The sequence below is a fragment of the Enterobacter sp. 61D5 genome (assembly GCF_034107965.1).
Taxonomy (GTDB): Bacteria; Pseudomonadota; Gammaproteobacteria; order Enterobacterales; family Enterobacteriaceae; genus Enterobacter; species Enterobacter cloacae_M.
The window spans coordinates 104,146-118,079 of record NZ_JAWNFK010000008.1 but is presented as its reverse complement, the minus strand read 5'-3'; the positions used below and the strand labels follow the sequence as shown (position 1 = coordinate 118,079).

The following is a 13,934-nucleotide window of genomic DNA, read 5'->3' as shown; positions in this document are numbered from 1 at the left end:
AGCTGGCCGGGTAAGGCGCAACCGCCACCCGGCTAAACACGACACATTACTTCTGAAACGGATGCACTTCCCGCCAGTGGTCGGCAATCTGCTGGCGGGTACAGACCCACACCCGCTCATGCTGCTGCACATAATCAAGAAACCGCTGCAACGCGCGAAAACGCCCCGGACGCCCCAGAAGGCGGCAGTGCATGCCGATTGACATCATCTTCGGCGCGCTTTCCCCCTCTTCGTACAGCACGTCAAAGCTGTCCTTCAGATACGTATAAAACTGCTCGGCCGTGTTAAACCCTTGTGCGGTCGCGAAGCGCATGTCGTTCGCATCCAGCGTATACGGCACGATCAGGTGCGGCTTGCGGGTGCCGTCGCCGCACGCCACTTCCGTCCAGAAGGGTAAATCATCGCCATAGTAGTCGCTGTCGTAGTCAAAGCCACCGTGCTCCACCACCAGCTGACGCGTGTTAGGGCTGTCGCGTCCGGTGTACCAGCCCGTCGGCGGCTTGCCAAACAGATCGGTCAGTACATGCACCGCTTTCTGCAGATGCTCGCGCTCCTGGCTGATGTCCATATTCTGATAATGGATCCAGCGCCAGCCGTGGCTGACCACGTCATAATCCGCGGCCTTGATTGCCTCGACGATCTCCGGGTGACGCGCCAGCGCCATCGCCACGCCAAAGACCGACAGCGGCAGGCCGCGCTTTTGAAATTCACTGTGGATCCGCCAGAACCCGGCGCGGCTGCCGTATTCGTAGAGGGAGTCCATCGACATGTGTTTATCCGGGTAGCTGGCCGCGCCGATGATGTCCGACAGGAACTGCTCGGATCCGGCATCGCCGTGCAGAACGTGGTTCTCCGCCCCTTCCTCATAATTGAGCACAAACTGCACGGCGACGCGCGCCTGATTCGGCCACCGCGCGTGCGGCGGGTTGCCCGCGTAGCCGCGCAGATCCCGCGGGTAATCCTGTTCAAAAAGCCCCATTGCCACCCCCAAAAATTAAAATGGATTCAGTGCCTGAAACTGTCCGCTTAACGCTTTTTTCTCCGGGTACGCCAGATCCCCGTGCTTGCTGGTCGACAGCCCCAGCGCCACCAGCGATTCCACCATCTTCACAGCCGCGCTGACGCCGTCGATGACCGGCACGCGCAGCTCGCGCGTCAGCTCCTGCGCCAGCGTCGCCATGCCGCCGCAGCCCAGCACGATGGCGCCGCAGCCGTCCTCCTTCAGCGTCTGTATACAGCGCGCACGCACCTTCTCCTGCGCCAGACCGCTGCCGTCTTCCAGCGCCAGCACCGGGAGATCGATAGCGTGCAGCGCCGCGCAGCGATCGTGAAAGCCATACTGGTGCAGCAGATGACGGGCAATAATCAGCGTGCGCGGCAGCGTGGTGACCACCGAAAAGCGCGTCGCCACCAGCGTCGCCATATGCATGGCGGCTTCCGCAATGCCCACCACCGGCCCCTGCGCCAGCTCGCGCGCCGCCAGCAGACCCGGATCGCCAAAGCAGGCGATGACGTGGCCGTCCACGCCCTGCTCCCTGCCTTTTTTGATCTGTTCCAGGACACCGACGGCGGCGATGGCCTCATCAAAGTGGCCTTCTATAGACGGCACGCCCGCGCTCGGGCAGACCGCGAGGATCTCCGTACCCGGCGCCGCCACCGCGCGGGCCGCCGCGCCGATGGTTTCCGTCATCGCGAGGCTGGTGTTGGGGTTGATCACTTGTATACAGACAGAGGACATTACGACTCCTTATGGCCGGCAAACAGCCGGGCAAAATCAGGCAGACACTCGCCCGCCCGCTCGAAGCAGAGGCTGGCGACGATATGTTCAAAATGGTGCATTAAGGCATCGCTTAGCGGCTGGAGCGCCTTCTGGCGCAGCAGATCCACCAGCTGTTCGTGATCGTTGCAGCGGCAGCCCTGACGCCACGGCGCGCCCCAGGTGGCAATCACCAGCGAGGAGCGCTGGCTCAGGCCGGTCACCATCTCGGTGAGCACCTGGTTGCCGGAGATGGCCTGCAGCTGAATGTGAAAATTGGCGGAGTGGCGAATCGCCGCCGGGCCGTCGTACGCCTCGTGCGCCTGCTGCTCCTGGCGAATAATGGCCTCCAGCGCGGCAAGGTGCGGCGGCTGGCAGCGGGCCAGCACGTCCGGCAGGTTGGCAACCTCCAGCAGGGCGCGGGTGCGGAAGATGTGCTGCGCCTCTTCCACCGTCGGGCTGGCGACGTGTGCACCACGCTTGGGCGTCAGGGTGACCATTTGCACAGCCGCGAGTCGCTGCAGCACCTTGCGGATGCCCGTGCGGCTTACGCCAAAGACCTCGGCTAGCGCCTCCTCCGGCAGTTTGCTCCCCGGCAGAAGCTGATGTTCGACTATCGCGGTCATCAGCGCCTGAAAGATCGATTCATCTTTGTCATGCAGGTCTGGCGCGGTCTGCAGGGCGTTTATGTTGTTCATTCACCACTCCGTTTTTTACTCTTCGTTATCGAATCGTATACATAAAAATAAAATATTGCATACAAGATTTATTATTTTGGCCTGGATCCTGCAACACCGTCTGCACTCCCACTCAACGGGGTTTCATTCACAGGAGCAGGTTTCATGCCAAACAGTCAAAACGCGCAGCAGGGTACGGCCGCTGATTCCGGTGCGGTTTACAGCCCACGTCTTTGCAATGAGGATCTGGCACCGACGCGTGACCAGAACTGGAGCTGGTACAACATCTTTTCGTTCTGGATGTCGGACGTCCACAGCATGGGGGGCTATGTTGTCGCCGCGAGCTTCTTTACGCTCGGGCTGGCAAGCTGGCAGGTGCTGCTTTGCCTGCTGGTGGGGATTTGCATCGTGCAATTGTGCGCCAACCTGGTGGCCAAACCGAGCCAGATGGCGGGCGTGCCCTACGCGGTGATCAGCCGTCAGGCGTTTGGCGTCTTCGGAGCCAATATTCCGGCGGTGATCCGCGGGCTGATAGCCTTCGCGTGGTACGGCATTCAGACCTATCTGGCCGCCAACGCCCTGATGCTGGTGGCGCTGAAGTTCTGGCCGTCGCTCTCTTCGCTTACCACAGGCGCGTTCCTGGGCCTGTCGCATCTCGGCTGGATCTGCTTTGCCATTATGTGGGTACTGCAGGCGATGGTTTTCTGGCACGGCATGAGCGCCATCAAGCGCTTTATTGATATCGCCGGTCCGGCGGTCTACGTGGTGATGCTGGCCCTCGCCGGCTGGATTGTATACAAGACCGGTTTTGACGGGATCTCCTTTACCCTCGCCAGCAAATCCCTGAGCGCGGGCGAGCAGACATGGCAGATGATCACCGCAACGGCGCTGGTGGTCTCCTACTTCTCCGGCCCGCTGCTCAACTTTGGCGACTTCTCCCGCTACGGCAAGAGCATGGGCGAGATCCGCCGCGGCAATCGCTGGGGCCTGCCGTTTAACTTCCTGCTGTTCTCCATCGTCACCGTGGTCATTGTCTCCGGTACCCAGTCGCTGTTTGGCCGCATGATCACCGACCCGATCGAAACCGTCAGCCGCGTAGGCAACGATCTGGCCGTGGCGATTGGCCTGCTGACGATGATCACCGCCACCATCGGGATCAACATCGTCGCGAACTTCGTCTCGCCGGCGTTTGATTTCTCTAACTGCTCGCCGCAGAAAATCAGCTTCCGTACCGGGGGGATGATTGCCGCCGTCGGCTCGATCCTGCTCACACCGTGGAACCTGTTCAACTCGCCGGAGCTTATCCACTACACCCTGGACGTGCTCGGGGCGTTCATCGGCCCGCTGTTCGGCATTCTGATTGCCGATTTCTACCTGATTAAACGCGGCAAAGTGTCGGTCGACGATCTGTTCGACGACACGCCAAAGGGCAAATACTGGTACCGCAACGGCTTTAACCCGAAAGCCATTGGCGCGCTGATCCCGTCCGTTGCCGTGGGCCTGGTGATCAGCTTTATTCCGGCCCTGCATGAGGTGGCGAACTTCAGCTGGTTTATCGGCGTCTTCCTCGGCGCCGTCACCTACCGCTGGCTGGCGCGGGAAGATCGCGAGACGACAGGCGCGGCGTCGTTCAGCTCCCGCGTGGCGACGCAAAAAGAGTAACTTCCTCCTTCCGGCCGCAGCTTATCTGCGGCCCGTTCATTCTGGCATCGTTCTTGCTGCGCCTTATCACCCCGCTATGCAAACACTAAGGCAGGAACCATGATGGATTACCAGACAGCGATCCGCGGCGCATTTTTTGATATTGCCCAGGCATGCGACAGCGCAGACGCGATTGCCCAACACGCGCGCTATCTTGAGGACGGGGTGCTGTTTATACAGAACGGGAAAATTCTGGCGCACATGCCGTGGCAGGAGGGCGAGCAGTATCTTGACCCTCACAAAGGCTATACCGACCTGCGCGGCAAGCTACTGCTGCCCGGTTTTGTCGATACCCACGTCCATTATCCGCAAACGGAGATGATCGGCGCCTTTGGCGAGCAGCTGCTGGAGTGGCTGACCACCTACACCTTCCCGGTGGAGAGCCAGTTTGCCGATGAAGCCTACGCGAAAGAGATCGCCGAATTTTTCATTCACCAGCTGATAAGCAACGGCACCACCACCGCGCTGGTGTTTTGCACGCTGCATCCGGAATCGGTCGAGGCGCTGTTTACCGAAGCCCTGCGCCTCAACATGCGCCTTATCGCCGGTAAGGTGATGATGGACAGACACGCGCCGGACTATCTGAGCGAAGACGCGAAACAGAGCTACCGGCAGACGCGGGCGCTGATCCAGCGCTGGCACCACCGGGGACGCCTGGGGTATGCCATTACCCCGCGTTTTGCACCGACGTCTTCACCCGAGCTGCTCGCGGCGGTGAGTTTACTCAGAGAGGAGTTTCCGGATACCTGGATGCAGACCCACCTGAGCGAAAACCCCAACGAAGTGGCCTGGGTGAGCGACCTCTGGCCGGAGCACGAGCGCTATCTGGACGTATATCACCACTACGGCCTGACCGGCGAGCGCAGCGTGTTTGCCCACGCGATTCACCTTCACCACAGCGAGTGGCAGTGCCTGCACGACACCGGTTCGGCGGTCGCGTTTTGCCCCACCTCTAACCTGTTTCTCGGCAGCGGGCTGTTTCGCCTGCCCGCCTGCTGGCAGCACAGGGTGCGGATGGGCATCGGCACCGACGTCGGCGCGGGTACCACCTTCAGCATGCTGCGCACGCTGGGGGAGGCCTACAAGGTCGGCCAGCTTCAGAGCTACCGCCTGCGCGCCAGCGAGGCGTTTTATCACGCCACGCTGGGCGGCGCGCACGCCCTCCGGCTGGACGATAAGATTGGCAACTTCACGCCCGGCAAAGAGGCGGATTTCGTGGTTATCGACCCTGACGTAACGCCGCTGCAGCGCCTGCGCAATCGCCGCTGTCAGGATATCTACGAACAGCTTTTTGTGCTGATGACCCTCGGCGACGAGCGCAACATCAGCGAAACCTGGGTCAACGGCGAGCGGGTGTGGTCAACTTCCCCGGTAGGTTGACCATCCGCCGGGCGCAATCACAAACGGCAGATGGAAGTGTTCGTCTGCCGTTTCTCCCGTCACAAAATCAATTTGCGCGCAGGGGTAGAGCGTGTCGCGACCGGTTTCGCTGAACCACGCGCCGATCTCCGCCACCAGCCGATAGCGGCCTTTTGGCAGGAAAGAGACAAATTCGGTGATGCGACCATTAGCATTGGTCACGCCCGTCGCCATGATTTCGCCCTCCCGTTCGAGATGGACCGTCACGCCCTCTGCGGGTTTGCCCGTCGAGATATCGAGAATATGGGTGCTGAGTGTGCTCATTCGCTAATAACTCCTTCCAGCCGAAGCAGCGTAATTTCCCGCAGCTGTTCCAGCGCGGCACGGACTTCCTGCGCGTCGCTGTTCTCCAACCGCGCGTGCAGCGCCTGTAAAATCTCCTCGCCGCTGCGGCCCTTCGCGCGGATCAGAAAGACGCGTCCGAAGCGGGCCTCGTAGCAGGCATTGCCCTCGCGCAGCGCCTGGGCAAGGTCAGCATCGCGATCGTTCACCGCGCCCTGCTCCTGGCGCGACAGCGCCGCCTCCGCCTGTGAACCTGCGGGTTTTTCCCCGATGCGCGGATGGGCGCTCAGGGCCTGCGCCAGCGCCGCTTCGTCCCAGTTTTGCGTCAGCGCGTTTGCCGTACTGAACAATTCGTCCCGGCTGGCGTAGGGCCGTCCGCGAACCAGAGCATCGGCCCACTCGGGGAGCGCCACGCAGGGATGAATCAGCGCTAAAGCCTTTTCGTGGGGAAGATGATTGAAGTCGTGCAGTGCGATCATAGTATCTCCTTTATTGTCTTCCTCCGGGTTATTGCACAAACCACGCCACTCTGAACGCGGGCATGAAACAGTCGATTCCGTATATCTCAACTGGAAATTTTTGATTCAAAAAAAGGCACGTTCACCGCGTTTGCGCACCTTAGCAGTGCAAACGTCCCCCTCACAACGCCGTTTTCATTACTCTGCAGCCTGGTACGCAAATTGCTGAATGTCTTTACACCCTGCAAAAGGAGATAAGCATGAGAGCAATCGTCATTGGCGCGGGTATTGGCGGCCTGAGCGCCGCCGTCGCGCTGAAGAAAGCGGGCATCGACTGTACCGTGTTTGAAGCCGTCAAAGAGATCAGGCCCGTCGGGGCGGCCATCTCCATCTGGCCTAACGGCGTGAAATGCATGCAGCACCTCGGCATGGGCGACATCATCGAGACCTACGGCGGTCCGATGCGTTTTATGGCCTACAAGGATTACCGGCGCGGCGACACCCTGACCCGCTTCAGCCTTGCACCGCTGGTTGAGCGTACCGGCGGGCGTCCCTGCCCCGTCTCGCGCGCTGAACTTCAGCGCGAAATGCTGGACTTCTGGGGGCGCGACAGGGTGCAGTTCGGCAAGCGCGTCGAACGCGTCCATGAAGACGACGCGGGCGTGAGCGTGACCTTCACCGACGGCACCACGGCAGCCGGCGATTTCCTGATTGCCGCCGACGGCAGCCACTCGGCGGTTCGCCCTTATGTGCTGGGATACACCCCGGAGCGCCGCTACGCCGGGTACGTGAACTGGAACGGGCTGGTGAAGATTGACGAAGAGATCGCCCCGGCGCACCAGTGGACCACCTTCGTTGGCGAAGGCAAACGCGTGTCGCTGATGCCCGTCTCCGGCGGACGCTTCTACTTCTTTTTTGACGTACCGCTGCCCGCGGGCCTGGCGGAGGATCGCACCACCCTGCGCGCCGATCTCACGGGCTACTTCCGCGGCTGGGCGCCGCCGGTGCAGAAGCTTATCGCGGCGCTGGATCCTGAAACGACCAACCGCATTGAAATACACGACATTGAGCCGTTCGACAGCCTGGTGCGCGGCAACGTCGCGCTGCTCGGCGATGCCGCGCACAGCACCACGCCGGATATCGGCCAGGGCGGCTGTGCGGCGATGGAAGACGCCGTTGTGCTGGGAGAATGCCTGCGCGAAAACCACAGCATCACGCTGGCGCTGCGGCAGTACGAAGCGCTGCGCTGCGACCGGGTGCGCGACCTGGTGCTGAAGGCGCGTAAACGCTGCGACGTCACCCACGGTAAAGACATGGCGTTGACGCAGGCCTGGTATCAGGAGCTGAAAGAGGAGACCGGGGAGCGCATCATCAACGGTCTGTGCGAGACCATTCAGGGCGGCCCGTTAGGCTGAACGCAAGAGGGACAACGATGAAAAGAGAACCGACTCCACCCGCCCACTGCACGTTTGAGCCAGAGGACTGGCTGCGCCTGGCGAAATGCTGGCATCCGGTCGCGCGCGCCTGCGACGTCGGCCCGGCGCCGGTCAAAGCGACCCTGCTGGACGAACAGCTGGTGATTTACCGGATCCACGACCAGGTCGTGGTCGCCCGTGACGTCTGCCCGCACCGCGGCGTGCCGCTGACGCTCGGCTTTCACGATGAGCACGGAATTATCTGCCCCTATCATGGCTTACGCTTTGGGGAGGACGGGCGCTGCAACCGTATTCCGTCCAGCCCCGACCAGCCCGTTCCGGCGAAGCTGAACCTGATTAACTACGCCGTGGAGGAGCGCTTCGGCCTGATCTGGACCTGCCTGGCGTTTGACCTGGACAATCCTGTACCGCTGCCCACCATGCCGCACTGGGATGACGACGGATTTCAGCAGATCAACTGCCCGGCGTTTGAAGTGAACGGCTTTGCCGGTCGTCAGGTAGAGGGGTTTCTGGACGTGGCGCACTTTGCCTGGATCCACACCGATACCTTTGCCGACCCCAATAATCAGCTGGTCCCCACCTATCAGCCGCAGGAGACGCCGTTCGGTTTTGTTGCCGATTACTGGAGCTCCGTGAGCAACTATCCCGCCAGTTCACCCGTGCAGGCGCCAGAAGGGTTTCAGTGGCTGCGCCATTTTGAAATGCATCTGCCGTTTACCGCCACCCTGACGATTCATTTTCCGGGAGAATCGCGACTGGTCATCATGAACGCCGCGTCGCCGGTATCATCGCGCGTCACCCGCATGTTCGCCCCTATCGCGCGTAACTTTGACCTGCATATTCCGGTGGAGGATGTGCATGCCTTTAACCTGCGCATTTTTGAAGAGGATCGCCTGATGGTCGAAACCCAGCGTCCGGAAAGTCTGCCGCTGGACCTGACGCTGGAAGCCCATATTCCCGCCGATAAAAGCTCAATTGCCTACCGTCGGGGACTGAAGAAGATGGGCTTTGGCGAATTTTTCCTCGTTTGACGGAGGCCGATATGCTGAGCGTAATTGTTGACGGGCTGTGGCGCGAGGGCGATAAAAGCCTCGCCGTCAGGCTGGTAGCTGAAGACGGTAACGCGCTGCCGGCGTGGCAGCCCGGCGCGCACATTGATGTGCACTTGCCCTGCGGCGCGGTGCGCCAGTATTCCCTTACCGGGGCATGTGGAGACGAGAGCTATCTTATCTGCGTGGGCCGGGAAACCGCCTCGCGCGGCGGATCGCGCTACGTTCACGAGACGCTGCGACCCGGGCAGATATTAGCGATTTCTGCTCCGCGCAATCTGTTTCCGCTGCATCAGTCTGAGCGGGTGTTGCTGCTGGCGGCAGGCATTGGCATTACGCCGCTGTATGCAATGGCCCTGCAGCTGAAGGCGGCCGGAACGCCGTTTACGCTGCACTATTACGTCAAACGCCGCGAAAGCGCGGCGTTTGCGCGCGAACTCTCCCTGTTCGGTGAGTGCCACATTGATACCGCCAGCCCGCGCACGGCTCTGGCAGAACATCTCCCGGCGGCTGAGGCAGGTCTTCACGCCTGGATCTGCGGCCCGGCAGGGTTTATGGAAAAAGTGCGAGACGTGGCGACGGCCAGGGGATGGGATGATGGCCATCTTCACTGCGAGGCGTTTCAGCCTGCGGCCCCTGCCGCACGCGGTGACGCAGGCGAGATCTTTACGGTCAAACTCGCCTCGACCGGGGAGCGCTGGCCGGTGCCCACGGATAAGACCATCGCTCAGGTATTACAGGAAAATGGCGTGGACGTACCGCTGTCATGCGAAATGGGGATCTGCGGGGCGTGCCTGACGCCGGTGATTGACGGCGTGGTGGATCATCGGGATAGCGTGCAGTCGGAGGCGGAAAAAGGCGGGACGGACCAGCAGGTGGCGCTGTGCTGTTCTCGAAGCCATTCCGGGGAACTGGTGATTGCGTTGTAAAACGAAAAAACCCTGCGATATTGCTATCGCAGGGTTTCGAATTTGGCGGAAGCGTAGAGATTCGAACTCTAGAACCCTTTCGGGTCGCCGGTTTTCAAGACCGGTGCCTTCAACCGCTCGGCCACGCTTCCAAAGTGAGGCGCACTATAAACATCTATTAGCACCTTGTAAAGCAGGAATTTTTCTATTTTTACCCACCGGCGTTTGACTGCGCAAAAATCACCCAGACGCTTGCCGCAAATCGGTCACAGCCCCCTTGTACATACCGTTACACAGCAACGCTCATCCTTTTAAATCGCTCTGGTATAGAATGCCACAAAAATAAACGGTCATTTGTTGTGTAATTGTTATAAATCTGAGTCCCCACAGATTTAGAAATTACTGCCATGCAGTGTTACTGGTTGATGATGAAAATCAAAAATACGCTTTGCTTACATATCCTGATGGCGACCCTGGCCATTTTGTTCCTCTGTGTTCACCCGCTGGTGACGAGCTTCAATCCGCCCCTCACCTTCCAGCCGCTGATTAAATCAATGGCGGGCACGCCTAAAGAACAAGCGGAAAAAATTGCGACTATTTCCCATGCCTTAGAAGGGAATGCTATTTTCTTCATTGGCGCATCTGAGGTTGCCACCTCAGAAGATGAACATTACGCTGTATATAATTACTTTAATAAGCAATTGCACAAACCCGTCGTAGCGTATGGCGATGCATTCGTCGATGATGAAACGCAATTTTTACTGTTCTCACGTTTTAAAAATAGCCTTAACGCAAACAGTAAAGTTGTTCTGCTTCTGGCACCTGACAGCTTTTACTCGAAAGGGCTGCCACCGGCTATCTATGCCGATAATTTTCCCGGCTCTATTTTTAATCCACTGATGAAGGATCCGCAGGCGCGCCAGCTGCTGGTTAATTATTTAAAGCATATTGATAGTAAAGAAATAAGCCATTTAACCTTTGGCCAAATGCGCGTCTTTGGCTGGCACCCCGATCTGATGTGGGACGAGCTGAGCTTCCAGTTTGCCAACGTCTGCACCCTGATAAAAAACGACTGGCTGGCGCTGCTCAACGTCACGCCCCAGACGGTACAGCCCTGGCCGCAGCAGCCAGCCGCCCACATTGCCCCCGACTGGGACAAAGAGCTGGCGAATGCGCGCGAGTTAAATAAAAAACGCCAGCAGAGCGCGGCCACCCTGTGGATGGACAAAACGATTTACGAGGAGGACAGTGCGCGGCAGCAGTGGGATGATACGCCGGTCGTGCCTGCGCAAATCGCCGCCTTCAGTAAAACCGTCCAGCTGCTTAAAGAACACCACGTGCAGGTGATTGCTATCGTCGACCCGGTTAACCCCTGGGCGCTTTACAATACCGATACCTTCCGCCCGGTTGATAAACAAATTAAAACCATTCTGGAAAAGAACCAGATCCCTTATTTAGATATGTACGCCATGCCTTATCAGAATGGCTGGAACTGGGATCGTTTGCACCCTTCCGAACTGGCCTGGGTTCCTATGATTCGCTTTATTGCACAGAGTTTTAAATGATGAAAATCGCGCTCCGTCTTTTTTTACTTTATCTCCTGCTGGCGATCACCATCGTCGCGTGGACCTCTGTCGATGACAGCATGAGTATGCAGCTGCATTTTGAATATCAAAAGTTCTGAGGCCGAATGATGTACAGCTCAGGAATGTTCTTTGTTTATTTATTTTCATCCGCGCTGGCGTTTGCGCTGGTTAATCGCGTATTACGCCATCGTCTAACCTGGTTATCTGCGCTCTCTGTTCTGACGGCGCTGGGATGGGGATATATATTTCAGGGTGATTATATTGTCCCCGTCGCCGTTTTTTTCAGCTTTTATGTTTTTGCCACGCTAAAAGAGAAGGGATGGTTAAAAACGTGGCAGGCGGTCGTTCTGACATTATTGCCGCTGCTGCTGGTGAAATTACATTTAAATAACCACTGGGGCATGATCGGCCTCTCTTTTATGACGTTCCGCGCGCTGGACGTGCTGCTCTATCGCAGTAAAAAAGAAGGTCAGAATTTCCTGCACTATTTCTGCTATCTGTTTATGCCCTTTATTATCCTGGCCGGCCCAATGTACCGCTGGCGGACATGGATGAGTGACGTCAGCAAGCCCGTATTTGCCCTTAACCGTGAACAGTTTTTAGTCGCGTTAGAGCAAATCATTACCGGCATTGTCCAGAAGTTCCTGTTTGCCATGCTGATTGATTCGCTTGTCGTGCAGCCCTGGAGCCATAAACCGTTTACGCTGACCGTGGGCGTGGTGATGTCGATTGCCTACAGCACCTACCTGTACTTTGATTTTGCGGGCTACAGCAATATGGCCATCGGCGCAGGCCGCCTGTTTGGACTCAATATTCCGGCAAACTTCAACATGCCGCTTCTGGCAAAGAATCCGCAGGATTTCTGGCGCCGCTTCCACATCAGCCTGTCTGAATGGCTGCGCGATGTGGTCTTTATGCCCGTTTATATGAACCTGATGAAATTCAACTTTTTCCGTCAGAACAAAACGCTGGCGCAAAATATCGGTATTTTTTGCACCTTATTCTGCATGGGGGCATGGAATGGACTGGAACGCCATTACGTCATCAGCGGCGCGCTGTTTGGCGCGATTTCCGTCGCTCACAACATGCTGCTGTGGTCAGCCAAACGCAGCCCGGCATTGCACCGCGGCCTGCAGTATCCGGCCGTTGCGTTTTTAGGGCGAATTCTGACGCTGGGAAGCGCCGCGGGATCCCTTTACATCTTTAGTGGAATGTCACCTCTATGAAAAATCACTCCGATCTTCAGGAATTGCAGGATTTCTTACGTGCGGCATTGTGCGATCCCGCCTCCCCGCAGCAGCTGGCCATCAGCGGCAGCGACGAAGCCTTAAGCTGGCTACAGCTTTCCGCTGCCGTGACGGACTGGGCGCAGCGCTATCAGCGCTGCCAGCCTGTTGCCGGTACGCCGGTCGTATTGTACGGACACCAGCAGGCCGAGTTCGCCGTGGCGATTTATAGCTGCCTGCTGCACAACATTCCGTACATCCCGGTGGACTGCATCTATCCGCAGGAGCGCCTTCGGGAGATCTGCCATCTGGCCAGCGCCCCTTACTATTACGACGTCGCGACCCGGCAGTTCATCGCCACCGGGGAACCGGGCAAGGTACTGGAGGAGCAGGATCTGGCCTACATCATGTTTACTTCAGGCAGCACAGGTAAACCTAAAGGCGTGCAGATTGGACGTGAAAGCGTATGGCACTTCATGAAATGGGTCAGCCAGGACTTTTCACTGCCGGAAAAACCGGTCCTGATGAACCACGCGGTATTCAGCTTTGACCTCTCCTTGATCCCTTTGCTGGCGAATCTGGCGATGGGCGGACACATCGTGCTGAACGCCAAAGAAGACATTCAGAAAGAGAACTGGCTGGAGCGACTGAAAAGCAACGCGGTCTCCGCCTGGGTTTCCACCCCCTCTTTTGCTTACCAGCAGCTGCTTTCCCCGCAGTTCAACAGCGAGTATTTGCCCGCGCTCAACGTCTTTATCTTCATTGGTGAAGTGCTCAATAAGGCGCTGGTTAAACAGCTTCGCCGCCGCTTCCCGCAGGCCAAAATCATTAACTCCTATGGCCCTACGGAAGCGACGATCGCGACGACCGTGGTTGAAATCACGGATGCGATCCTCAACAGCGACAGCGCCGTGCTGCCGGTGGGGGTCATGATGCCTGAGAGCAAAATGGAAATTTCCGCCGACGGCGAGCTGATTATCTGGGGTAAAAACGTCATGCGCGGATATCTCGGCCTGCCGCAGGAGAACGCGGCGAAATTACTCCGTCGGGAAGATGAAGCGTTTCGCGGCTACCGTACCGGCGATCTGGGCTATGAAGCGGGGCTGATCTACTGCCAGGGCCGCAACGACAGCCAGGTCAAACTGAACGGTTACCGTATTGAAATCAACGAGATTGAAAACCGCCTGCTGGCCATGTCCGGCATCAACGAAGCGGTGGTTCTGCCGCTGATGAAATCCTGCGGCAGCGTGCTGCGCATTGCCGCGTTCTGCGTGACGGATATGGCGCCGGACACCATCAAAACGTCGCTGTCGAAGGTGGTTCCGCACTATATGGTGCCTTCACAAATTATCGTAAAAGACGCTTTGCCGCTGAATCCTAACGGCAAAATTGACCGCAAGCTGCTGGACGCTTACGCCCGCACAAATTAATGACTC

Annotated in this window: 13 protein-coding genes, 1 tRNA gene and 1 pseudogene; 9 read left to right on the top strand and 6 right to left on the bottom strand. The window is 58.3% G+C overall.

Annotated elements, in window-relative coordinates; all coding sequences use genetic code 11:
* Nucleotides 1-46: 46 nt before the first annotated feature.
* The 3 genes and pseudogenes from puuE to UTM25_RS09470 form a co-directional block, all read right to left on the bottom strand.
* Nucleotides 47-946, bottom strand: coding sequence for an allantoinase PuuE (gene puuE / locus UTM25_RS09480; protein ID WP_233469386.1), 900 nt, complete (start codon nucleotides 944-946; stop codon nucleotides 47-49).
* Nucleotides 864-1,738: pseudogene (gene hpxA / locus UTM25_RS09475) on the bottom strand (allantoin racemase). Before hpxA ends, puuE begins: the two are co-directional and overlap by 83 nt.
* Nucleotides 1,738-2,454, bottom strand: coding sequence for a GntR family transcriptional regulator (locus tag UTM25_RS09470; protein ID WP_010429412.1), 717 nt, complete (start codon nucleotides 2,452-2,454; stop codon nucleotides 1,738-1,740). The pseudogene hpxA and the gene UTM25_RS09470 overlap by 1 nt, the downstream one beginning before the upstream one ends.
* Nucleotides 2,455-2,598: 144 nt before the next feature.
* Here UTM25_RS09470 and UTM25_RS09465 point away from each other — a divergent pair, with 144 nt between their 5' ends.
* Together UTM25_RS09465 and guaD are read left to right on the top strand one after the other, a co-directional pair.
* Nucleotides 2,599-4,095: an NCS1 family nucleobase:cation symporter-1 gene (locus tag UTM25_RS09465; protein ID WP_194400013.1), complete on the top strand. Its 1,497-nt coding sequence runs from the start codon at nucleotides 2,599-2,601 to the stop codon at nucleotides 4,093-4,095.
* A gap of 99 nt (nucleotides 4,096-4,194) precedes the next feature.
* Nucleotides 4,195-5,514: a guanine deaminase gene (gene guaD, locus UTM25_RS09460; protein ID WP_194400012.1), complete on the top strand. Its 1,320-nt coding sequence runs from the start codon at nucleotides 4,195-4,197 to the stop codon at nucleotides 5,512-5,514.
* Here guaD and uraH read toward each other — a convergent pair.
* Together uraH and uraD are read right to left on the bottom strand one after the other, a co-directional pair.
* Nucleotides 5,494-5,817 carry a hydroxyisourate hydrolase gene (gene uraH, locus UTM25_RS09455; protein WP_194400011.1) on the bottom strand — a complete coding sequence of 108 codons (324 nt, stop codon included), beginning with the start codon at nucleotides 5,815-5,817 and terminating at the stop codon, nucleotides 5,494-5,496. The genes guaD and uraH overlap by 21 nt on opposite strands.
* Nucleotides 5,814-6,314, bottom strand: coding sequence for a 2-oxo-4-hydroxy-4-carboxy-5-ureidoimidazoline decarboxylase (gene uraD / locus UTM25_RS09450; protein WP_194400010.1), 501 nt, complete (start codon nucleotides 6,312-6,314; stop codon nucleotides 5,814-5,816). The genes uraH and uraD overlap by 4 nt, the downstream gene beginning before the upstream one ends.
* Nucleotides 6,315-6,553: 239 nt before the next feature.
* On the opposite strand from uraD, the gene hpxO reads away from it, so the two are divergent.
* Genes hpxO through UTM25_RS09435 form a run of 3 tightly spaced genes read left to right on the top strand, consistent with a single transcriptional unit; the run spans nucleotide 6,554 to nucleotide 9,707 of the window.
* Nucleotides 6,554-7,708, top strand: a complete 1,155-nt coding sequence (gene hpxO / locus UTM25_RS09445) for an FAD-dependent urate hydroxylase HpxO (protein WP_194400009.1) — start codon at nucleotides 6,554-6,556, stop codon at nucleotides 7,706-7,708.
* A 17-nt stretch (nucleotides 7,709-7,725) separates the two neighbouring features.
* Nucleotides 7,726-8,760 carry a molybdenum cofactor-independent xanthine hydroxylase subunit HpxD gene (hpxD, locus tag UTM25_RS09440; RefSeq protein ID WP_194400008.1) on the top strand — a complete coding sequence of 345 codons (1,035 nt, stop codon included), beginning with the start codon at nucleotides 7,726-7,728 and terminating at the stop codon, nucleotides 8,758-8,760.
* An 11-nt stretch (nucleotides 8,761-8,771) separates the two neighbouring features.
* Nucleotides 8,772-9,707, top strand: a complete 936-nt coding sequence (locus tag UTM25_RS09435; RefSeq protein WP_194400007.1) for a PDR/VanB family oxidoreductase — start codon at nucleotides 8,772-8,774, stop codon at nucleotides 9,705-9,707.
* A gap of 43 nt (nucleotides 9,708-9,750) precedes the next feature.
* Here the strand turns inward: UTM25_RS09435 and UTM25_RS09430 are convergent.
* Nucleotides 9,751-9,838: transfer RNA gene (locus UTM25_RS09430), tRNA-Ser, on the bottom strand.
* 276 nt (nucleotides 9,839-10,114) lie between these two features.
* Here UTM25_RS09430 and UTM25_RS09425 point away from each other — a divergent pair.
* The 4 genes from UTM25_RS09425 to UTM25_RS09410 are packed head-to-tail and all read left to right on the top strand — an operon-like array spanning nucleotide 10,115 to nucleotide 13,928.
* Nucleotides 10,115-11,251: a D-alanyl-lipoteichoic acid biosynthesis protein DltD gene (locus tag UTM25_RS09425; protein ID WP_194400006.1), complete on the top strand. Its 1,137-nt coding sequence runs from the start codon at nucleotides 10,115-10,117 to the stop codon at nucleotides 11,249-11,251.
* Nucleotides 11,248-11,370 (top strand): hypothetical protein, encoded by a 123-nt coding sequence (locus tag UTM25_RS09420; protein ID WP_265095227.1) that lies wholly within the window; start codon nucleotides 11,248-11,250, stop codon nucleotides 11,368-11,370. Before UTM25_RS09425 ends, UTM25_RS09420 begins: the two co-directional genes overlap by 4 nt.
* A gap of 9 nt (nucleotides 11,371-11,379) precedes the next feature.
* Complete coding sequence (locus UTM25_RS09415) at nucleotides 11,380-12,498, top strand: MBOAT family O-acyltransferase (RefSeq protein ID WP_029739922.1); 1,119 nt, start codon at nucleotides 11,380-11,382, stop codon at nucleotides 12,496-12,498.
* A complete protein-coding gene (locus UTM25_RS09410) occupies nucleotides 12,495-13,928 on the top strand; it encodes an AMP-binding protein (RefSeq protein WP_047061520.1) in 1,434 nt (477 codons plus the stop codon). The genes UTM25_RS09415 and UTM25_RS09410 overlap by 4 nt, the downstream gene beginning before the upstream one ends.
* The last annotated feature ends 6 nt before the right edge of the window (nucleotides 13,929-13,934 follow it).